This window comes from Arthrobacter sp. B055-34, from assembly GCF_059090425.1.
Window position 1 is genome coordinate 279,114 of the sequence record NZ_JBNHFQ010000004.1, and the last position, 19,612, is coordinate 298,725.

General features: G+C 64.1%; 20 protein-coding genes. 13 read left to right on the plus strand and 7 right to left on the minus strand.

All coding sequences use genetic code 11. The features are described from left to right. The first annotated feature begins 234 nt into the window (after positions 1–234). Together AC5RWO_RS09860 and AC5RWO_RS09865 are read left to right on the plus strand one after the other, a co-directional pair. Complete coding sequence (locus AC5RWO_RS09860; RefSeq protein ID WP_498731204.1) at positions 235–1,044, plus strand: hypothetical protein; 810 nt, start codon at positions 235–237, stop codon at positions 1,042–1,044. A 115-nt stretch (positions 1,045–1,159) separates the two neighbouring features. Beyond that, entirely contained in the window at positions 1,160–2,392 is a 1,233-nt protein-coding gene (locus AC5RWO_RS09865; protein WP_498731205.1) for an aminoglycoside phosphotransferase family protein, read from the plus strand. Here the strand turns inward: AC5RWO_RS09865 and AC5RWO_RS09870 are convergent. The 4 genes from AC5RWO_RS09870 to AC5RWO_RS09885 are packed head-to-tail and all read right to left on the minus strand — an operon-like array spanning position 2,368 to position 6,689. Then, positions 2,368–3,036 carry a response regulator transcription factor gene (locus tag AC5RWO_RS09870; protein WP_498635623.1) on the minus strand — a complete coding sequence of 223 codons (669 nt, stop codon included), beginning with the start codon at positions 3,034–3,036 and terminating at the stop codon, positions 2,368–2,370. The genes AC5RWO_RS09865 and AC5RWO_RS09870 overlap by 25 nt on opposite strands. After that, positions 3,033–4,469, minus strand: coding sequence for a sensor histidine kinase (locus tag AC5RWO_RS09875; protein ID WP_498731206.1), 1,437 nt, complete (start codon positions 4,467–4,469; stop codon positions 3,033–3,035). Before AC5RWO_RS09875 ends, AC5RWO_RS09870 begins: the two co-directional genes overlap by 4 nt. A 26-nt stretch (positions 4,470–4,495) precedes the next feature. Then, complete coding sequence (locus tag AC5RWO_RS09880) at positions 4,496–4,927, minus strand: hypothetical protein (RefSeq protein WP_498731207.1); 432 nt, start codon at positions 4,925–4,927, stop codon at positions 4,496–4,498. A 46-nt stretch (positions 4,928–4,973) separates the two neighbouring features. Beyond that, the gene (locus AC5RWO_RS09885) at positions 4,974–6,689 is read right to left on the minus strand and encodes a tetratricopeptide repeat protein (protein ID WP_498731208.1); all 1,716 of its coding nucleotides are present in this window, start codon (positions 6,687–6,689) and stop codon (positions 4,974–4,976) included. Positions 6,690–6,893: 204 nt separating this feature from the next. On the opposite strand from AC5RWO_RS09885, the gene AC5RWO_RS09890 reads away from it, so the two are divergent. From AC5RWO_RS09890 to AC5RWO_RS09920, 7 genes are read left to right on the plus strand one after another with little or no spacing between them, the layout of a single operon-like run. Then, positions 6,894–7,415 (plus strand): NUDIX hydrolase, encoded by a 522-nt coding sequence (locus AC5RWO_RS09890; protein WP_498731209.1) that lies wholly within the window; start codon positions 6,894–6,896, stop codon positions 7,413–7,415. A gap of 47 nt (positions 7,416–7,462) precedes the next feature. Beyond that, positions 7,463–8,530, plus strand: coding sequence for an ABC transporter ATP-binding protein (locus tag AC5RWO_RS09895; RefSeq protein ID WP_498731386.1), 1,068 nt, complete (start codon positions 7,463–7,465; stop codon positions 8,528–8,530). After that, positions 8,530–9,285, plus strand: a complete 756-nt coding sequence (locus tag AC5RWO_RS09900) for an ABC transporter permease (protein WP_498731210.1) — start codon at positions 8,530–8,532, stop codon at positions 9,283–9,285. The genes AC5RWO_RS09895 and AC5RWO_RS09900 overlap by 1 nt, the downstream gene beginning before the upstream one ends. After that, positions 9,272–9,991: an ABC transporter permease gene (locus AC5RWO_RS09905; protein WP_498731211.1), complete on the plus strand. Its 720-nt coding sequence runs from the start codon at positions 9,272–9,274 to the stop codon at positions 9,989–9,991. Before AC5RWO_RS09900 ends, AC5RWO_RS09905 begins: the two co-directional genes overlap by 14 nt. A gap of 40 nt (positions 9,992–10,031) precedes the next feature. Continuing rightward, positions 10,032–10,952, plus strand: coding sequence for an ABC transporter substrate-binding protein (locus AC5RWO_RS09910; protein ID WP_498731387.1), 921 nt, complete (start codon positions 10,032–10,034; stop codon positions 10,950–10,952). 27 nt (positions 10,953–10,979) lie between these two features. Beyond that, a complete protein-coding gene (locus tag AC5RWO_RS09915) occupies positions 10,980–12,194 on the plus strand; it encodes a pyridoxal phosphate-dependent aminotransferase (protein ID WP_498731212.1) in 1,215 nt (404 codons plus the stop codon). Positions 12,195–12,219: 25 nt separating this feature from the next. Further along, entirely contained in the window at positions 12,220–13,071 is an 852-nt protein-coding gene (locus AC5RWO_RS09920; RefSeq protein ID WP_498731213.1) for a PPK2 family polyphosphate kinase, read from the plus strand. A gap of 10 nt (positions 13,072–13,081) precedes the next feature. Here AC5RWO_RS09920 and AC5RWO_RS09925 read toward each other — a convergent pair whose 3' ends face one another. Together AC5RWO_RS09925 and xseA are read right to left on the minus strand one after the other, a co-directional pair. Further along, complete coding sequence (locus tag AC5RWO_RS09925; RefSeq protein WP_498731214.1) at positions 13,082–13,348, minus strand: exodeoxyribonuclease VII small subunit; 267 nt, start codon at positions 13,346–13,348, stop codon at positions 13,082–13,084. A 38-nt stretch (positions 13,349–13,386) separates the two neighbouring features. Further along, positions 13,387–14,661: an exodeoxyribonuclease VII large subunit gene (xseA, locus tag AC5RWO_RS09930; protein WP_498731215.1), complete on the minus strand. Its 1,275-nt coding sequence runs from the start codon at positions 14,659–14,661 to the stop codon at positions 13,387–13,389. Between the two features lie 148 nt (positions 14,662–14,809). On the opposite strand from xseA, the gene AC5RWO_RS09935 reads away from it, so the two are divergent. Beyond that, the gene (locus AC5RWO_RS09935; protein WP_498731216.1) at positions 14,810–15,634 is read left to right on the plus strand and encodes a hypothetical protein; all 825 of its coding nucleotides are present in this window, start codon (positions 14,810–14,812) and stop codon (positions 15,632–15,634) included. A 16-nt stretch (positions 15,635–15,650) separates the two neighbouring features. Continuing rightward, positions 15,651–16,736, plus strand: a complete 1,086-nt coding sequence (locus AC5RWO_RS09940; protein ID WP_498731217.1) for a 4-hydroxy-3-methylbut-2-enyl diphosphate reductase — start codon at positions 15,651–15,653, stop codon at positions 16,734–16,736. 33 nt (positions 16,737–16,769) lie between these two features. Here AC5RWO_RS09940 and AC5RWO_RS09945 read toward each other — a convergent pair whose 3' ends face one another. Further along, on the minus strand, positions 16,770–17,981 hold the full coding sequence (locus AC5RWO_RS09945) for a DNA recombination protein RmuC (RefSeq protein ID WP_498731218.1): 1,212 nt from the start codon (positions 17,979–17,981) through the stop codon (positions 16,770–16,772). Positions 17,982–18,093: 112 nt separating this feature from the next. Here AC5RWO_RS09945 and ychF point away from each other — a divergent pair, with 112 nt between their 5' ends. Together ychF and AC5RWO_RS09955 are read left to right on the plus strand one after the other, a co-directional pair. Next, positions 18,094–19,179, plus strand: coding sequence for a redox-regulated ATPase YchF (ychF, locus tag AC5RWO_RS09950; RefSeq protein WP_498731219.1), 1,086 nt, complete (start codon positions 18,094–18,096; stop codon positions 19,177–19,179). Between the two features lie 29 nt (positions 19,180–19,208). Next, positions 19,209–19,580 carry an iron chaperone gene (locus tag AC5RWO_RS09955; protein ID WP_498731220.1) on the plus strand — a complete coding sequence of 124 codons (372 nt, stop codon included), beginning with the start codon at positions 19,209–19,211 and terminating at the stop codon, positions 19,578–19,580. Positions 19,581–19,612: the final 32 nt, after the last annotated feature.

The following is a 19,612-nucleotide window of genomic DNA, read 5'->3' on the forward strand; positions in this document are numbered from 1 at the left end:
ACACACCGTGACTAATACCGCATCCGGCATGTTTTAGCTTCTACGGTTTTGATTGTGGACATTCAAAGCTCAGTGATCTTCGTAGTGATCGTGGGGCTTTGGCTTGTCTGGGTAGGACCGTACTTGCTTCGCTTTCTTGGAACCGCAACGCTGGCCGAGGCACTTCCGGGCCAGGGAATATCATTCGACTCAGGACCCGTCACGGCCACAGGCAGTGCAGCTCAGGGGATCATCATGGAAAATAACGCCCATTCCGGAACAGCCCGCGCCGCCTCCGGGCCTGAGCGCGTTGGCCCGGAGGGCGCTGCCCGGGAGCAACGTACGCCCGCGCCCTTGAACATCCGCTACGGCCGTACTGCTCTGGCTCTGGTGGGAGCCGGCGCATTGCTGACTTTCGTCATCGGCGGGGGACTGGCCCTCTTCGGCGTGGTCTCGGGCAGTGTCCCGGGGGTCGCACTGCTGGCTGTCGCCGCCGTCGTTCTTATGCTGCGTGGGCTGGTGCGCCGTGACCGGCGCCGCCGTGCAGCCGCCCGCGTGAACAGGGCCTTTGAAGAAGCGATGAATCCGCCGGTCCACCATCTCTCACCAAGTCCGCAGCGGGAAACGGTGCTTTTCGACGCGGCGGCCGAAGCAGACGCCGCAGCAGCGTCCGGTTCGGAAAAGCAGGAACCGGTTGCCGCGCCCGAACCACGGCGCCTGACGCCGGAGGAACTCCGCGCGGAGGCACTCAAAGTTGCGGCCGAAGCTGAATCAAAAAGCGCAGCGAATTCCGCGCCTGGATCCGGTCCCACCTGGCAGCCCGTAGAAGTGCCGAAGCCGACTTATGTTGCATCGGCCAAAGCGGAACGGCCGGCCCCCGCACCGCTGCCGGCCCCGGAAGTGAAAAAGCCGACGGCGAAGACGCCGATCAAGCAGGCCGCCGTGGCTCCGAAGACCGACCTGCCGGTCGCTGCGAAGGACGGGGCGTCTCCGGCTGCCAAGGAAGCGGCGCCCCAGCCGGGCAAGATCAATCTGGACGCAGTGCTGCAGCGGCGCCGGGCGTGAAGTCCGCAGTACTGGCAACTGGCGATCAGAGGGTCCGCTCCGGTAAGGGGCGGGCCTTCTGCCTTTCTCCGGCCGGAGGGAGCCGTTCCTGCAGCGGGATGATATGAAAAGGAGTATGAACGCTCCGAGCCGCGACCTGATGCGGGCCGAGACCGATGGCATCGACCTGCTGGAGAGCATGAAGATGCAACAGCCGCTGGAACTCGCGGTCGGCACGCTCGGCGCGAGCATCCGAGGATGGAAACTGGCCAAGCTGCAACATCGGCCGGGCGCCGGAGCGACCGGGATCTACAGCGTGGACGTGCGGATCCCTGACGGGACTGTTCGCACCGAATACGTCTGCGTCAGCACTTCAGTGGTTCCGGATAGCGGCGTTCCCGTGGTACGGCTGGATGACGGAAACATTGCGTTGACCGCTTGGCTGTATCCCGCGGATCCGGTGTTAACCGGGTTGGCAACAGCCTGTGATTCCGCCGCTATGGCACGCGCCGCCTTCGGCGGCGGAGACGCCGATCTGCGGATGATCAATTACCGTCCGCTCCGCCGGGCTGTGCTGGAAGCCTCGCAGGGAGCATCGCGCGTGTTCATTAAAGTGGTGCGCCCAGACAAGGCCGACGCGCTGTTGCGGCGCCATCGGCTGCTCACGGAGGCCGGGCTGCCATCGCCGGAGCTGATACCCGGCCCGGCTATCGGCGTTGTGCTGCTGCGTGAGGTCCAGGGTACGCCGCTGGCCCAAGCGCTGATGAATGACGGCGCGTCGCAACTAGCCCCCGACACCCTGCTGGAGCTTCTGGACCGGTTGCCCGCCGGGGTGATGAAGCTGTCCCGCCGCCCGGCATGGGCCGAACGCGCGGCAGACTACGCGCGGGCGGCCGCGGCCGCCCTTCCGCTGGAGCAGGAACGGATTTTCCGCCTGGAGGAGAAGATCTCGAAGGTGCTGGCGGCGACGAAGCCTGGTCCGTTGGTACCAACGCACGGCGACTTTTACGAAGCGAATCTGCTGATCGACGGCGGCACGGTCACGGGATTGCTGGACGTGGACTCGCTGGGTCCCGGCTACCGGATCGATGATCTCGCCTGCTTCATCGGCCATCTGGCGGTACTGCCGGCTGTTCATGAGGGATACATCCACGTACCGCAGGCAACGGAGCGCTACCTGGCCGCCTTTGACAAAGCTGTTGATCCGGCAGGGCTGAGAGCCCGCTCCGCCGGAGTGGCTTTGTCCTTGGTAGCCGGCGCCAAGACCTTTGGCCAGGGTGAAGGCTGGCAGCGGGACGCACTGGAGCGCCTGGCCATCGCGGAGCGGCTTGCGGCCGAAGCGGTTCAGCTGTCCGCAGCCAGCCGGTAACCCATGCCCCGTACGGTGGCGAAGCGCTCGGCCCCAAGCTTGTTGCGCAGGTAGCGCACATAGACGTCGACCACATTGGAGCCGGGATCGAAATCGTAGCCCCAGACGCGTGAGAGGAGCTGCTCGCGGCTGAGGACCTGGCCGGGGTTGCGCAGGAAGGCTTCAGCCAAAGCGAATTCGCGGGCCGACAGGTCGATCTCTTTACCGTCAATGGTGGCACGACGGGTGCGCAGATCGAGCTGCAGGTTTCCGCTGCTGAGAGTGCTCATATCCGACGTCGGTGCTTCCGTCCGCAGCCGTAAGCGCACCCGGGCGAGCAGCTCTTCAAAGCGGAAGGGCTTGGCCATGTAGTCATCGGCACCGTTTTCGAGGCCCGCCACGGTGTCGTCGACCGAGCTGCGTGCGGTCAGGATAATGACCGGAGTGTCGTTCCTGGCCTCGCGGATCCGGCGGAGCACCGTAAAACCATCCTGGTCCGGTAGACCGAGATCCAGCACGATCAACTCGAAATCACCCGTCATGGCCAGGTGGTAGCCCTCACGGCCCGTGGCTGCAACAGTAGGTACGTAGCCGGCCGACTTCAGGCCCTTGGCGACAAACGAACTGATCCTGTCCTCGTCTTCGATTACCAGAATCTGGCTCATACTGGATCCTCCTGCTCGGGCTCGCGTTCTTGGATAACGATAGTGAAAGTGGAACCGTGTCCGGGCGCGCTAGCCAGTTCAACGGTCCCGCCGTGGGCATGGGCGATGGCGTTGACGATGGTCAATCCCAGTCCCGATCCTTCCGCCCTGGTCCCGTTGGCGCCGCGGGCGAAGCGCTCGAAGATCCGGCTCTGGTCCTCGGGGGCGATCCCCGCGCCCTCGTCGCGGATCCAAAGGCGCAGTTCTCCGGGGACGGCACGGGATCCGACGGCAATGGTCGAACCTGTTGGGGAAAACTTGACGGCATTCGCAGCCAGCTGCAGCCAGGCCTGGGTCATGCGTTTCGGATCGAGGCTCCACATGTGTTCGGCGCGGGAGTCGACAACCCACCGCCGGTCGCCCAGTGTGCGGGCTTTGTCCAACACATCATCCGTCAGCTGCCCGACCTCCAGCGGGCGGGGTTTGACGAATTCAGGGCGTTCGGCGCCCGCGAGCGTAACAAGGTCATCAACCAGCAGCCGCATGCGGTCCAGTTCGTCGAGGGCAATAGCGCGGACGGAGTCAACATCTTCCGGATCGCGTGAGTCCTGCAGTTCCAGGTGCCCCTGGACAATGGTGATCGGCGTACGCAGCTCGTGTCCGACGTCGTCGAGCAGCTGGCGCTGGGCTGTCATTGAGCCCTGGAGCCGGTCCAGCATCTCGTTGAAGGTCTGCGAAAGCTCGGAGAGGTCATCGTGCCCGCTGACCGGGATGCGGCGGGACAGATCGGTTTCGGTGATCTTCTGGGCGGTTTCCCGCACCAGTCGGATAGGTGCCAGTAACCTTCCGGCCACCAGCCAGCCCACGCCGGAAATGAGGACAAGCGCGGCCAGGCTGATCAGCGTGTAGGTCCGGAAGTTGTCTCCGAGCTCCTCGAGTTCCGCATCGTAGTCGAACGCCAGCAAGAATATGCTGTGGGTGGGATCCGAGGAGAGCTGGACAGGTACGGTCACGGCCCGGTAAGTGGTCTGCTCGGTTTGGATGGAGGTGAGGATGATCCGCTCAGTCTCCGGCTGGGCCACGACCTTGTCGATGAGTTCGCGATCGTTTTCCAGCCGCAGCTGGACCGAGTTGTTGGCGGTCAGCGCAACCTGTCCATTAACGATGCCAACCATGCCTTCGTTCTCTGCCGGTGCCGTGCGCGCCATCACGGTCCGGACCAGCTGGCTGCCCCGGGTGAATTCCTGTCCCGTTTCGGGGTCGATGCCGATGTCGGCCAAGGTATCGAACTCTTCGACGGACCGTCTCAGCGAGTCATCGATGCGTTGATTGATCTGCCCACGCTGGAGGCCAAAGAGCACGGCGCCGGCTACCGCGAGGCCCAACGCGGAAAGTGCGAGTACGGCCGCGAGGACACGGGTGCGGACGGACAGGCCGTCCAGGCGCCTAAACATCCGTCCCGGTCATCATCAGGTTGATTTTAGTCGTCATCGTCATCGCCGTCGTCATCATCGAAATCGTCGTCGCCGTCGTCGTAATCAACCGGTGGTGCGGGCGGTACCGGGACGGGGTCAGGAGCAGGAGCGGGAGCAGGCGCGGGCGCGGGCGGTGGCTCGGGGGCAGGAGCCGGGGCCGGTGCCGGATCAGGTGCCGGCTCTGGTTCTGGCTCTGGTTCCGGCTTCGAAGTCCGTCCGGCATCGGGATCGGGTTCTGCCGAAGCGTCTCCGGAACCGGTACCCGGCGATTCCGCCGGCGCCGTGGAGGCCGAAGGGGAGGGCGTGAATACTATCGACGGTCCCAGGTCGGAGGGGTCCGGGCTGCGGAGAGTGCTCGCCACGGCATAGCCTGCCAGCCCCATGCCGAGCACGATGGCAACGGCCGTGAGCACATAACGGATGGTCGCGCGCTGCATGCTTCAAGTATTCCGACGCAAGATGAGACGAATATGAGAAGCGGCGTCAGTTGTCGGCTGCCTCTTCCGCCGCGCGGCGTGCCTCCTCGGCTTCATCCTTGCGCCCGAGCGAGTCCAGGGCGGATGACAGCCCGAGGTTGGCAGCCACCCGGAGCATCCGGCTGACCTCGGGCTGGGCCAGCACCATCCGGAACATCGGCACCGCGTCCGCGGGACGGTCAAGCTCCGCCAGGACGTGCGCGGCGAAAAGTTCGGAGTTGCCAGCCGAAGCAGCGTCGTCCGCCGCGGAGTACAGGTCCGCGGCCTGCAGGGCAGCGGAGACGGCAGCCGGCCCATGGTCGAGGGCCCAAAGCCCGCGTGCCCTGGTGTCGCTGTAGTCCGCCTCGTACCAGTGCGCCCCGTAGTCCCGCGCCAGCCGGATTGCCTCGTCCAGCTGGGCGATGCCATCCTGGTCGCCGGCTTCGCACATCGCGTGGCCGAGAGCGTGGAGAGCCTGTGGCAGGGCTGCTGCGTCGTCGGAAGATTTGCGGGCGGCGGCAACGGCCGCCTCGAAGCAGACGATCGCGTCCGCGTCGTGGTCTTCCCGCGACAGCAAGGTGCCGATGGCCAGCAGCGACCGTGCAGCCTCGCCGTACTCTCCGCCGCCGGTGAACTCGGCTACTGCCTCGCGCCAGCAGTCCAGGGTATCGGCCGTGCGTTCGGCATGGCGGTGTGCATGTCCCAGGCTCATCAGAGTGCGGGCCTTGTCCGAGTGCGGGGCATCGGTCAGCCGCTGGCGCTGGAGCAGCTTGCCCAGCACCTGGGCAGCGAGTTCATACTCCTCCGCCTCCAGCAGTTGGTTGCCCAGCGCCAGGCGCAGCGTCAGTTCCTCCTGGACTTCGCCGCGTTCGGCCTGCTGCACTGCCGCGCGCCAGGCCAGTACCGAACTCTCCGCGTCCCCGGCGGCAGCACACAGCTGTGCCACGACAACCGCGGCGGAAATGGCACCCTTGCGGACGCCGCAGGCAGCGTAGAGCTCAAGGGCCGTCAGGGCATACTCGATGGCTTCGTCGTCGTGCTCCCCGGTGTTGGCGAGGTTGGCTTTCAGCAGCCACATCGAGGCCGCCAGCGCACGATTGGCCGGAATAGCCAGCAACCGGTCTGCCGCGGCGACGGCCTGCCCGGGCTGGTCCAGCTGCAGGTAGGTGTGCGCCAGATACATCAGCGCCCCGGCGAGACTGTCAGTGCGCTCGCCGGCGGAATAGCCCTCCACCGCGTCTTCAAGGAGGGCGATCGCCGTGGACCGGACCCCTTTTTGCGAATGCGCGACGGCGATGGCCAGTTTGACGTCGGCCAGGACGCCAACGGGGGCCTTGGCCGCCTCAAGCTGCTCCAACGCCGCTTCCAGCACGGGCAGTTCTGCGGCGGTCGCTTCGCGGAAGAGGACCGTCCCGAGGTCTGCCTCGACGGAGGCTTGGACATCGCGTCCGGCACGGCGCAGCCGGTCCACCCGCTGCGCCAGATAGTACTCGGCGTCCGAAGCCTGGTCTTGAATCTGGGCAACGGCTATCAGGACCGAATACAACGCCAGCACGGTGTCGGTGTCGGATTCGGTAGCCTGCTCAAGTCCCAGGCGTGCCAAGGTAACCGCCCCGTAGTGGTCCTCTGCGTAGGCCGCTTCATAGGCCCGGTCGAGGCAGTCACGGGGATTCGCCGGCGTTGCGGCAGGATCCGGCCCGGCGGCAGCCAGGACTTCCAGAAGCCGCCGCTCGATGGCGGGCATAGCCACGCTCCAATCCGGCGGGACGGGGTCCGCGCGATGCCTTGCTGGCCTGATCCCCATGCATTCAGTTGTAGTCCCCGCTGGCCCCGGACGCAACGCTCGGGTCGCCAAAGATACGTTGCCGAAAGTATAGCTGCGGGTTCATCGCCAAACGCGGCCCGGCGCTTCTGGGGCGCAGGATGAAGCCCGCATAGACTGAAAGGCATGTCCTTCGATACCCGCATCGGCGCCTACGGCGTGATCGTTCAGGAGAATGCCGTGCTGCTGGCACGCTGGACCGGATCCGGAACCCCGCGCTGGACGTTGCCCGGCGGAGGACTTGAAGCGGGGGAAGATGCTCCCACGGCGGCCTTGCGGGAAATCACCGAAGAAACCGGCTACACCGTGGAACTGGGCCGCCTGCTCGGCGTCGACAGCAAGTTCATCCCGGCAGATCGGCGGCTGCACGGCGGGAATGTGCCGCTGCACGCTCTGCGGATTGTCTACGCTGCTACGGTGACGGGCGGTGATTTAACGCACGAGCTCCAGGGGTCCACGGACCAGGCAAAGTGGGTCCCCTTGGACGAGGTGCCGGCACTCGACCGCGTGGACCTGGTGGACGTCGGCCTGAAGCTCTATTTTGCGGAACCTTCTGCGGCGCCGGCCGCCGTCAGCCAAGCTGTCAGCGGTTCCGAGGCCGTGGCGCAAAACGGTTCCCCGACCAGGACGGAGAGCGAGACACGATGACCGAAGCGCAGTCGATGGCCCCGCTGGCCAGCCCGGGCAGCTCGCCCATGGTCCAGTTCCGCAACGTATCGAAGAGCTATGCTTCGGGGCAGCCGGCGGTGCATGACCTGAACCTGGAGATCGACCGGGCTGCCATCACCGTGTTTGTCGGTCCGTCCGGCTGCGGCAAGACCACGTCCCTGCGGATGATCAACCGCATGGTGGAGCCCACTGAGGGAACCGTCCTGGTGGACGGGCAGGACGTCTCGGAGCAGCCCGCTGCTGCGCTGCGGCGTTCAATGGGCTACGTGCTGCAGTCCTCGGGCCTGTTGCCGCACCGTAGCGTGCTGGACAACATCGCCACCGTTCCCCGCCTTAATGGTGTCCCGCGGCGGCAGGCGAGAATCCGCGCCGAGGAGCTGCTCGCCGTCGTCGGTCTTTCTCCGGCGCTGGGCAAGCGTTACCCGGCGCAGCTCTCCGGTGGCCAGCAGCAGCGGGTGGGGGTGGCACGTGCGCTCGCCGCGGATCCGCCGATCCTGCTGATGGACGAGCCCTTCAGCGCAGTGGATCCGGTGGTGCGCGCGGAACTGCAGCAGGAGTTGCTGCGGTTGCAGCAGGAACTGGCGAAAACGATTGTGTTTGTCACCCACGACATCGACGAGGCTACGGTCATCGGGGACAAGGTGGCGGTCTTCGCCACCGGCGGCCGCCTGGCGCAGTACGCGCCGCCGGAGGAGCTCTTGCGCGCGCCGGTGGACGATTTCGTGGCCGGGTTCGTCGGCCGGGACCGCGGATTCCGCTCGCTCTCGTTTGCCTCTGCCCGGAACTTGCCGCTGCAGCCGGCGGTCACAGCGACGGCTGGGACGCTGGCGTCTGCGCCGGCCGAAGGCTGGCTGCTGATAACCGACGACGGCGGTGCTCCCCTCGGGTGGCAGCCGCCCGGACAGCGCGCGTCCGCGGCCATGGTCACCGGCGGCTCCTTGTTCACCGTAGGCAGTTCGCTCCGGCAGGCGCTGGATGCTGCGCTGTCCTCTCCCTCCGGCCAAGGCGTGGCAGTGGACGCCGCGGGCAAGGTAGCAGGGCTGGTTGACGCGGGCGAGGTACTGCAGCGGCTGGATGCGGAGCGCCGCGGCTGATGGACTGGTTCCTGGCCAATCTGCCCTTTGTGCTGGAGCTTTCCGGGCACCACCTCTACCAGTCGGTGCTGCCGCTGGTGCTGGGCTTGCTGATCTCCGTACCCCTCGGCTACCTGGCCTGGCGCATTCCGGCGGTGCGCGGCGTCATCCTGTCGGCCAGTTCGGTGCTCTACACCATTCCGTCCCTGGCCCTGTTCGTCATTCTTCCGGTCATCCTGGGCACCAGGATTCTGGACACGGCCAATCTGATTGTCGCCCTGACCGTCTACGCCGTCGCCCTGTTGGTGCGCTCCGTCGTGGACGCACTGGAGTCGATTGACGACGGCGTCCGGCAAGCCGCCGTGGCCATGGGATACCGGCCGTTGAGGCGGTTCTTCGCCGTGGACCTGCCGCTGGCCGTACCCGTCCTGTTTGCCGGCCTGCGCGTGGTGTCGGTCAGCAATATTTCGCTGGCCAGCGTGGGCGCCCTGATCGGCATCCGCAATCTCGGCGTGCTCTTCACTGACGGGCTGCTGCGCCACTTCCTGACCGAGATCGTTGTCGGCATCGTGATGACGCTGGTCCTGGCGCTGCTGATGGACTTTGTCCTCGTGGGCCTGGAGCACCTGCTCACGCCCTGGAACCGGCACCGTAGGGCCGGACACAAACAGGTCGCGGCGACGTCAGGCTGGGACGACTCCGGCAGCAGGGACAGCGCCGGTGCCGCGCGCCGACCGGATGCGGCTGAAACGGCGGTGCTGCATGAATCTCTTTGACCAGGTTGGTCTGTGGTTCGCGGACCCCGCACAATGGGCCGGACCCGCCGGAATTCCGGCCCGGCTGGGGGAACACCTCTGGTATACGGTCCTGACGCTGCTGATCGCCGCGGCGATCGCCATTCCGGCGGGCATGTACGTGGGGCATACCGGTAAGGGCAAGGTCGCTGTGGTCTCGGTGGCCAGCGCACTGCGGGCACTGCCCACGCTGGGCCTGCTGACGCTGTTTGTCATCCTGATGGGCTTGGGCCTGATGCCGCCCATCTACGCGCTCGTCATCCTGACTGTCCCGCCGTTGCTGGCCGGCACCTACTCGGGCATCGCCGCGGTGGACCGGCAGTTGCTGGACGCCGCCCGCGGTCTCGGCATGACCGAGTGGCAGGTTCTGCTGCGGGTGGAACTGCCCAACGCGCTGCCGGTCATGCTCGGCGGTATCAGGGCCGCGGTCCTGCAGGTCATCTCGACTGTCGCCGTCGTTGCCTATATCAATCTGGGCGGGCTGGGCCGGTATCTGATCGATGGATTAGCCGTCAGCGACCCCGTCCGGCTGTTTGCGGGCGCTATTCTGATTGCGGTGCTGGCGCTGATTGTCGATTTGATCCTCTCGATGGTGCAAAAGTACGCGGTCTCACCAGGTTTGAAGTCTGCCCCGGCCTCGCCGGGGCAGGGAACGAAGAATGTTGGCGCCCCGGGTGCCGGCCAGTAAAGGAGAAGCCTTGAAGATCCAGACATCCTCACGCCGGGCAATGTTGGCGGCGGCAGCTGTGACCGCCTTGACCGTCACGTTGACGGCATGCGGCGCCAATTCCAATCCCTTGGAGGGGTCATCCGATACGGCCGCTTCTTCAGGCGCAACCGGTTCGCTGGTGGTCGGATCCGCCAACTTCCCTGAAAGCCAGATCGTCGCCGAGATCTATGCCGGCGCGCTCACCGCTGCAGGGTTCGACGCCACCACCAAGCCCGGCATCGGCTCCCGCGAGGTGTATGTCAAGGCGGTCGAAGAAGGATCCGTTGACATCATTCCGGACTACAGCGGAAACCTGCTGCTGTTCCTGGATCCGGAGGCAGCGGCCGCTTCCGCCGGAGAAATCATGGATGCCCTGCCCGCCGCCCTGCCGGAGGGGCTGGGCGTCCTGGAACCGGCGTCCGCCGAAAGCAAGGACGCCATGGTGGTCACCAAAGCAACCGCCGAAAAGTACCAACTCGAGAACATCGCAGACTTGGGGCCGGTGTGTGACGAACTGGTGCTCGGAGCGAATCCTGAATTCGCCGAGCGGGAATACGGACTGCCCGGGCTGAAGGAGAATTACGGCTGCGAGCCGAAATCCTTCGAACCGATTAACGACGGCGGCGGCCCGGCCACTCTGCAGGCGCTGATTAACGACCAGATCCAGATCGCCGACATCTACACGACCACCCCGTCGATCGAGGATAACGACCTGGTGGTGCTGGAAGACCCGAAGAACAACTTCATCGCCCAGCAGGTGCTTCCCCTGGTTAATCAGGACAAGGTCAGCGAGGAAGCAGCAGAAGTGCTGAACGACGTTTCGGCCGCGCTGACCACGGAAGACCTGGTTGACCTCAACCGACAGGTCAGCGGGGACGAAAAGCGCAATCCGGCCGACGCGGCTGCTGACTGGCTGAGCGAAAACGGGCTGACCAAGTAAACCGGTCCAATATGCGAAGATGCTTAAATGGCCCAGTTCAAGCAGTCCAACAAGCTTCATAACGTCCTTTACGATATCCGCGGTCCGCTGCTTGAGCATGCCCACCGCATGGAGTCCGAGGGCCACCGGATCCTGAAGCTGAACATCGGCAATCCGGCACCCTTCGGATTCGAAGCGCCGGATGCCATCCTCGTGGACATGATCCGGAACCTGCCCGATGCCCAGGGCTACAGCGATTCCCGCGGGATCTTCTCGGCCAGGACCGCGGTGTCGCAGTATTACCAGACCCGGGGCATCCAGGACATCGGCGTTGACGATGTCTATCTGGGCAATGGGGTCAGCGAACTGATCACCATGAGCCTGCAGGCATTGCTCAACAACGGCGACGAGGTGCTGATCCCCGCGCCGGACTATCCGCTCTGGACTGCCTCCGTGAGCCTGGCCGGCGGCCATCCCATCCACTACCTGTGCGTGGAGGAAGAAGGATGGCTGCCGGATCTGGAGGATCTGGAACGAAAAATTACGCCCAACACCAAGGGCATCGTGATCATCAACCCGAACAACCCCACCGGCGCCGTGTACCCGAAACAGGTGCTCGAGGGCATGCTCGAACTGGCCCGGAAGCACAATCTGGTGGTGTTCTCGGACGAAATCTACGAGAAGATTCTTTATGAGGATGCCCAGCATGTAAATACAGCCTTGCTGGCCGACGATGTGCTGGTCATGACCTTCAGCGGGCTGTCCAAGGCATACCGCGTCTGCGGATTCCGCAGCGGGTGGATGGCCATCTCCGGGCCGAAACACCTGGCCACGGATTACATCGAAGGCATCAACCTGTTGACCAACATGCGCCTGTGCGCGAACGTCCCGGCACAGCATGCCATCCAGACTGCACTCGGGGGCTACCAAAGCATCAACGATCTGATCCTGCCCGGTGGCCGCTTGCTGGAACAGCGGGACAAGGCCTATGAGATGCTCAACGCCATTCCCGGCGTCAGCACCCAGCAGGCCAGGGGAGCGCTCTACCTGTTTCCCAAGCTGGATCCGGACGTGTACCCGATCAAGGACGACGAGAAGTTTGCGCTGGATCTGCTCAAGCAGCAAAAGATCCTCATCTCCCACGGGAGCGCTTTCAACTGGCACAAACCGGACCATTTCCGGCTAGTGACCCTGCCCAATGTCGGCGTCCTCGAGGAAGCCGTGAACCGGATTGCCGAATTCCTGAGTACGTACAAACCGTAAGCGGCACGCGCAGAGGAAGGCCACCATGGAGACAACTGCATTCAGGCAGAGTCCGACCACCCTGCTGCGCGTGCAGAAGGGCTTCGACCTGCTCCGTGTCGACGCCAAATCGACCCCGGGGTTTACCGGCGACAAAGATGCGGGCAAGGAACTGCTAGACAGGGAGGACGAACAGCTCACGGAACTGCAGGAGAAGCTCTTCGCGCAGAGCCGCTTCGGCGCCCGCGACAGCGTGCTGCTGGTCCTGCAGGCCATGGACACCGGCGGCAAGGGCGGCATCGTCCGCCATGTCATCGGCGCAGCCGATCCACAAGGCATCCACCACAAGGCGTTCAAGGCACCGACGGCGGAAGAACAGTCCAAGGGCTTCCTGTGGCGGATCGAAAAAGAGCTACCGGCGCCCGGGATCATCGGGGTCTTTGACCGCTCGCACTACGAGGATGTGCTGGTCCAACGGGTCCGCAAGCTTTCTCCGGCCGACGAGATTGAACAGCGCTACAGCCTCATCAGGGACTTTGAGGCCAAGGTCGCCGCGGGTGGGACCCGCATCATCAAAGTCATGCTGCATATCAGCAAAGAGGAGCAGAAGGGCCGGCTGCAGGAACGGCTGGACCGGCCGGATAAGCACTGGAAGTACAACCCCGGCGACGTCGATGACCGCTCATTCTGGGACCAGTACCAACAGGCTTACCAGATCGCCCTGGAACGTACTAGCACAGATACCGCGCCCTGGTATGTGGTCCCGGCGGACAAGAAATGGTACGCCCGGATCGCGGTCCAACAGTTGCTGATCGATGTACTCGAAGACATCAATCCCCAGTGGCCCAGCGCGGATTTCGACGTGGCGGCAGAGAGAAAGCGCCTGTCGGAGAGCTGACCCGCGATGGTCAGTCCCTGCCTGGTTCCGCCATTCCCGTCGTCGCGGATCCGTCTGCCGCGTTGGCCCTGGCTGCGTCGAGGCGCTGCCTGGCCCCTTCCAGCCACGCTTCGCACCGGGCCGCCAGAGCTTCGCCGCGTTCCCACAAGGCCAACGACTGTTCGAGACTGGCTCCGCCGGTTTCGAGCTGGCTTACGACGGCGACGAGCTCCTCCCGAGCCTGTTCGTAGCTCAGCGATGCGACATCGGCATTTTCGACGGAATTCTTGGCATCCACGCTGGTTCCCGCTTTCGGATTGATGGTGTTGTTCAGTATTACGGAGCGACGTCGGCCGACAGTTCGCCGACGGCAACACGTACGCGCAGCCGCGTTCCAGCTGCGGCGTCAGAGCTGTCGCGCAGGACGCTGCCATCCGGAAGCTGTACGACGGCGTAGCCACGGTCCAGGGTGTTTTGCGGCGAGAGGGAACGAACCTGTGCCCTGAGATGGGTAATCCGGTCCGAGTCCCGGTGTACGGCGGCCGAGATGCAGTTATAGGCGCGTGTGGTCAGTCGCTGCAGGTCTTCGTGCCGGGCTTCCACCATGCTGGCTGGATTGGCCAGCACGGGACGGGAACGGATTGCGGTCAGCCGCTCGCTCTCGACCCGGATCAGCTGGTCCACCCTGCGGTCCAGCATCTGCCGTGCCTGGGCTATTCTGGCGAGCTCCTCGTTGACGTCCGGGACAATGCGCTTTGCTGCATCGGTGGGAGTGGAAGCACGCAGATCCGCCACTTCGTCCAGCAGGGGACGATCCGCTTCGTGTCCGATGGCGCTGACCACCGGCGTACGGGCAGCGGAAACCGCGCGGATCAGATCCTCGCTGCTGAAGGGCAGCAGGTCTTCAAGGGATCCGCCGCCGCGGGCAATGACGATGACGTCGACATCCTCGCGGGCGTCCAGTTCCAGCAGTGCGCGCTGGATCTGGCTAACGGCATTAACACCCTGGACGGCGACTTCCCGGACTTCGAAGGCCACGGCGGGCCAGCGCAGGGAAGCGTTGCGGATAACGTCCTTCATAGCATCCGAATCCCGACCGGTAATCAGCCCGATGCGGTGCGGCAGCATGGGAAGCGTTTTCTTTCGTTCGAGCGCGAAGAGTCCCTCGGCGGTCAGGGCCTGGCGAAGCCGTTCGAGCCGCGCCAACAGATCGCCCAGCCCAACAGGGCGGATATCGCGGGTCTGCATCGAGAGCCGGCCGGTCTTCACGTACAGATCCGGCTTCAACTGCGCCACGACACGCGATCCCGGCTCAAGGGGAAACTCCAGCCGGGCCATGACACTTCCCCAGGCCACGAGGCTGAACGATGCTTCCGCTTCCGTATCCCGCAGGGTGAGGTACGTGACATTGTTCCGCCTGTTGAGCTCAATCACCTGGCCTTCGATCCAGGTGGGCGGGACACGGTCAATGTGGCTCTTGAGCTTTTGCGAAAGTAGCCGCAATGGCCAGGGATTTTCCGCCGAGGTCTCCAGGGCGGTGGCAGGCAGTGTGGATGGCTTGGCCGGGGCATCCAGTTGGCCACCGGCGGGTGGCCCCGGGTTCTGGTTCACGTAGTGTCCCTCTCGGCGATGCTTGGCGCAGCTACTGTACAGCGATCCTTACATTCTTATCAGCTATCGCAGACATTATTGATTCTGTTCTACTTATCCCAAGAGGCATCCTGCGCCTCTCGGGAAGCCGGCGGAGAGGAGCCTGCGGATGCGTACCGTCCTTGCCTTGGTCCTGGGCCTGGTCACATTGGTGATGACAGCCGTCGCGGTGCCGGCGGCGTGGAGCAGCCAGAACCTGACGAACCAGCAAGGCTTCGTCGAATTGGCGGCACCCATGGGGCAGGACGCCCAGTTCCGCAGCGCGCTGGCGGCGGCGATCGCGGAAGAGGTGCGCAATCAAAGCCAGTTGCCGCCGGGGCTCCAGGAGTTGGTTGACCCGATTATCGCCAGAGCGGCCGGAGCCGTCACCGGATTGGAAGAGTTCCCGCAGGCGTGGAATGAAGCTTTGGCGAAGTCCCATACCCTGACGCTGGAGGCAGAAGGCCCGGATGAAGGGGCGCTCCGGCTTGATATCGCTCCCATAGCGGCCTTGGCGATTCAGCGGGTAGCGGACACCTTGGGCACAGAGATCCCCGTGCAAGAGGAGCTCATCGTCGATATCGGCCAGGCAGATCAGCAGCAATCCGTCGACCTTGTACAGCGTGTTGCCAACGAGTGGCGCTGGATTGCGGCAGGAGCGTTGGCCGGCCTGTTGCTGACCCTGTTGGTAGCGCGGAGGGCGTCGACTGCCCTTGCCTGGCTTGGTATTGGCGCCGTCATTCTCAGCGTCGGGTTCTGGCTGGCAGCGGAGGCGGCCCCGGATATGGCGGCGCAACACGATGCCGCCGGCCCTGTTGCCGATGTCTTCACCGCTCGGTTCGTCGAACTCGCGGCAACGTCATTCCAGCCCTGGGCCGTCGTGCTCGCGGGGGCGGGATTGGCGGCCGCGGTGATTGGTGTAACAGCCCGCCAGCTCTCGGGTCGAAAGGTCTAACGGCTAGCATGGAGGTATGAGTAGCACTGCTGTCTCCGTTCCGATGCCCACTATTCCGCGCAGGCGCCGCAGCCCCGAAGACGTTGCCTCCGCCGCACTGGTCGAAGGCCGCCGAAAAGTCCTGCTCGCTGCTCCACGCGGGTACTGCGCCGGCGTCGATCGCGCCGTCATCGCCGTCGAAAAGGCACTCGAGCATTACGGCCCGCCGGTTTACGTGCGTAAGCAGATTGTGCACAACCTCCATGTGGTCAGCACGTTGGAAGAAAAGGGCGCGATCTTTGTCGAAGAGACCGACGAGGTGCCCGAGGGCGCACTGGTTATCTTCTCCGCCCACGGTGTTTCGCCGGCCGTCGTGCAGTCTGCCGACGAGCGCGGGCTGCAGACGATCGACGCTACATGCCCCTTGGTGACGAAGGTGCACCGGGAGGCCGTTCGTTTCGCGAAGGACGATTTCGACATTCTGCTCATCGGACATGAGGGCCACGAGGAGGTCGAGGGAACCGCTGGGGAGGCTCCTGAGCATATCCAGATCGTGAACGGTCCTGAAGATGTCGACAAGGTTCAGGTCCGTGATCCGAACAAGGTGATCTGGCTGTCGCAGACCACGCTGAGCGTGGACGAGACAATGCTGACCGTCAACCTGCTCAAGGAGCGCTTCCCGACTCTGCAGGATCCGCCCAGCGACGACATTTGCTATGCAACCTCGAACCGGCAGGCTGCGATCAAGAAGATCGCCCCGCAGGCGGAACTGGTCATCGTGGTGGGGTCTGCGAATTCCTCCAACTCCGTGCGCCTGGTGGAGGTGGCTCTGGAATACGGCGCCAAGGCTTCCTACCGCGTCGACTTCGCGAACCAGGTAGACGAGTCCTGGTTTGAAGGCATCTCCACCGTCGGTGTGACCTCAGGAGCCTCCGTGCCGGAGGTTCTCGTGCGCGAAGTTCTGAGCCTCCTTGCTGACTACGGTTATGCCGATGTTGAGGAAGTGGTTACCGCGGAAGAGGACATCTTGTTCTCGCTGCCCAAGGAACTGCGTGCCACTCTCAAGGAAAAGGGCGACGTTTCACGCGGCCTTGGTGGCAGGGGCGCCCGGCCCGCACACTAGACGTGGCGGGCCGGGGCGCTGCGCTTTCAATGGCTAAGCGCTGCGCTCCTGATCCACAATGAGCTCCGGTGCCGCCAACAGCCGTGGTGTGCTCTCCAAGGCTTGGGGCGCGGGTGCTTCCTTCAGCGAGGACGGGTCAAACGCACTGATCTTCCGCGCTGTAGGCAGGACTCTGGACTCCAGAGTTCCGACGAAGGCGTTGTACTTTTCCACCGATCCCTTCAGGGACGAGCCAAGCTTCGTCACATGCTCACCAAGGGTGCCCAGCCGGTCGTAGAGCTGACGCGAAAGCTCGAAGATCTCCCGGGCGTTCTCGGTGAGGACTTCCTGGCGCCAGGTGAAGGCAACCGACTTCAGCGTTGCCAGCAGGGAGACGGGGGAGACCAGAGCGACATTGCGGGAGAAGGCGTAATCCAACAGGCCCGGTTCACTGTGCAAGGCAGCCGAAAGAACGGACTCGGCGGGCAGGAAGCACAGGACGAGCTCGGGGGAGGCGTCCACTCCGTCCCAGTATTTCTTGTTTGCGAGGGCGTCAACGTGTGCCTTGACGGCCTTGGCGTGTGTAGTCAGCAGGCCGGCCCGCTTTTCACGTTCCTCCGCGGAGCCGAAGGACGGAAGTTCCTGAGCTTCCAAATATGCCCGAAGCGGCACCTTGGCATCCACCACGAGTGATTTGGAGCCGGGCAAATGGATCAGCATGTCAGGCCGAAGGGTACGCTCGGCCCCCACCAGATGGACCTGCTCGCTAAAGTCCACGTGGGCCAGCATGCCGGCGGCCTCCACCACCCGGCGGAGCTGAACTTCTCCCCACTGTCCGCGGGCGGAGTTTGACTGCAATGCCGCCGTCAGCGTCTGTGTGGAGCGCAGCAACTGCTCATCGTTGAGTTGCGCAGCGCGAAGTTGCTCGGCCAGCTGGCCGAATTGCTCGATGCGGTCCCGCTCAAGCACACTGACCTGCTGCTGGACGGTCTTCAGCTTTTCCCCCACCGGGACTAGGGCGCGAAGGACAGAGTTGTCCTGCTCGCTGCTGGCGGTAAGCTGCCGGTTCTGCTGGACGAGCAACCGGCTTTCCGCCTCTGCCGCCGCCAAGCGGGCCGTTGCGTTGCCAAGCCGGGCACCGGCGTCGTCAATTTCTTCCGCTAGCACTGCGACCCTGCGGCGGTAGGCCACCGCAGTTCCCGCGGCCCCCGCCGCTGCCCCAATAACCAGCATGAGCAATGTGAGCACAATCTGAAACGCATCCATAGCTCAACCATGCCAGCCGGCTATGACAATTTAGGCGAAGCCGGGGCGTCGTTTGCGCCACCGTTCCGGCCGAATCGCTGAGCCGGGTACCTCACCGGTATCCTTGGATACCGTGGCTCTTACTATTGGCATCGTCGGACTGCCCAACGTCGGCAAATCAACTCTCTTCAACGCACTGACCCGCAATCAGGTTCTGGCGGCGAATTATCCGTTCGCGACCATCGAGCCGAATGTTGGCGTGGTGCCCCTGCCGGATTCCCGGCTGGATCGGCTGGCCGAGATCTTCGGCTCCCAGCGCATCCTGCCGGCGACCGTGTCGTTTGTCGATATCGCCGGCATTGTCCGGGGCGCCTCCGAAGGCGAAGGGCTGGGCAACCAGTTCCTTGCCAACATCCGTGAAGCCCAGGCCATCGCCCAGGTCATCCGTGTGTTCGACGACCCCGATGTGGTCCACGTTGAAGGCAAGGTGGACCCGCGCTCCGATCTGGAAACCATCAACACCGAACTGATCCTGGCGGATCTGCAGACGCTGGAAAAGGCACTGCCCCGGGTTGAAAAAGAAGTGAAGATCAAGAAGCGCGACGCCGCTGAACTGGCCGCCATGGAGGCAGCCCGGAAGGTGCTTGAGCGCGGGGACACGATCTTCTCGTCCGTCGAGAGCGACAAGCTCGACGTCGAAAACCTGCGGGAGCTGAGCCTGTTGACGGCCAAGCCCTTTATCTATGTCTTCAATGTCGATGACACGATTTTGGGCAGCACCGAGCGCCAGGCGGAGTTGCGCGAACTGGTGGCTCCGGCGGACTGCGTGTTCCTTGACGCGAAGCTGGAGTCGGATCTGGTGGAGCTGGAACCGGAAGAAGCCCGCGAGATGTTGGAGATGAACGGCCAGGATGAATCCGGTCTGGACCAGCTGGCAAGGGTCGGCTTCCATACGCTGGGCCTCCAGACTTACCTGACGGCCGGGCCGAAGGAAGCACGCGCCTGGACGATCAACCAGGGCGATACCGCTCCGCAGGCAGCCGGAGTCATACACTCCGATTTCCAGCGCGGCTTCATCAAAGCTGAAGTGGTCTCCTTCGCCGATCTCGTCGACGCCGGTTCGATGGCAGAGGCCAAGGCCCGCGGCAAGGTCAGGATCGAAGGCAAGGAATACGTCATGTCCGACGGCGACGTCGTGGAATTTAGGTTCAACGTCTAAGTCTGTGCCGCCGATGGCAAGGTAGTCCTATGACCATGCAGCATAAGAGCGTTGACGAGTACATCGGTTCGTTCGCTGAGGACGTCCAGTTGCGGCTTCGGGAGTTGCGGGAAATAAGCCGCGCCGGCGCTCCCAACGCCACCGAAGGACTGAAATGGGGCCACCCTGCCTACTCCCTGGGAACAATCCTATTCGTCTTCAGCGGCCATCAGAAGCACGCAAATTTCGTCTTCACGCCGTCCACCCTAGATGCTTTCCGCGACCAGCTCACTGATGGATACAAGACAGGGAAAGGCTCGATACAGCTGCCGTACGGCGAACCTGTACCCGCAGCCGTGCTCAGCAGGATGATTGGCTATCGCATTCGGGAGTACGAGAAGGACGGCGTGAAGTGGATGTAGCTTGCCCGCTTGCTGCCGCAATGCGTGAAACC

Coding starts and splice junctions, on each gene's coding strand:
- AC5RWO_RS09890 (WP_498731209.1), top strand. CDS start 6,894: ATGTCCTTCGATACCCGCATCGGCGCCTACGGCGTGATCGTTCAGGAG.
- AC5RWO_RS09870 (WP_498635623.1), bottom strand. CDS start 3,036: ATGAGCCAGATTCTGGTAATCGAAGACGAGGACAGGATCAGTTCGTTT.
- AC5RWO_RS09895 (WP_498731386.1), top strand. CDS start 7,463: ATGGTCCAGTTCCGCAACGTATCGAAGAGCTATGCTTCGGGGCAGCCG.
- AC5RWO_RS09920 (WP_498731213.1), top strand. CDS start 12,220: ATGGAGACAACTGCATTCAGGCAGAGTCCGACCACCCTGCTGCGCGTG.
- AC5RWO_RS09910 (WP_498731387.1), top strand. CDS start 10,032: ATGTTGGCGGCGGCAGCTGTGACCGCCTTGACCGTCACGTTGACGGCA.
- AC5RWO_RS09905 (WP_498731211.1), top strand. CDS start 9,272: ATGAATCTCTTTGACCAGGTTGGTCTGTGGTTCGCGGACCCCGCACAA.
- AC5RWO_RS09935 (WP_498731216.1), top strand. CDS start 14,810: ATGCGTACCGTCCTTGCCTTGGTCCTGGGCCTGGTCACATTGGTGATG.
- AC5RWO_RS09875 (WP_498731206.1), bottom strand. CDS start 4,469: ATGTTTAGGCGCCTGGACGGCCTGTCCGTCCGCACCCGTGTCCTCGCG.
- AC5RWO_RS09955 (WP_498731220.1), top strand. CDS start 19,209: ATGACCATGCAGCATAAGAGCGTTGACGAGTACATCGGTTCGTTCGCT.
- AC5RWO_RS09900 (WP_498731210.1), top strand. CDS start 8,530: ATGGACTGGTTCCTGGCCAATCTGCCCTTTGTGCTGGAGCTTTCCGGG.
- AC5RWO_RS09865 (WP_498731205.1), top strand. CDS start 1,160: ATGAACGCTCCGAGCCGCGACCTGATGCGGGCCGAGACCGATGGCATC.
- AC5RWO_RS09885 (WP_498731208.1), bottom strand. CDS start 6,689: ATGCCCGCCATCGAGCGGCGGCTTCTGGAAGTCCTGGCTGCCGCCGGG.
- AC5RWO_RS09945 (WP_498731218.1), bottom strand. CDS start 17,981: ATGGATGCGTTTCAGATTGTGCTCACATTGCTCATGCTGGTTATTGGG.
- AC5RWO_RS09915 (WP_498731212.1), top strand. CDS start 10,980: ATGGCCCAGTTCAAGCAGTCCAACAAGCTTCATAACGTCCTTTACGAT.
- AC5RWO_RS09880 (WP_498731207.1), bottom strand. CDS start 4,927: ATGCAGCGCGCGACCATCCGTTATGTGCTCACGGCCGTTGCCATCGTG.
- AC5RWO_RS09860 (WP_498731204.1), top strand. CDS start 235: ATGGAAAATAACGCCCATTCCGGAACAGCCCGCGCCGCCTCCGGGCCT.
- AC5RWO_RS09940 (WP_498731217.1), top strand. CDS start 15,651: ATGAGTAGCACTGCTGTCTCCGTTCCGATGCCCACTATTCCGCGCAGG.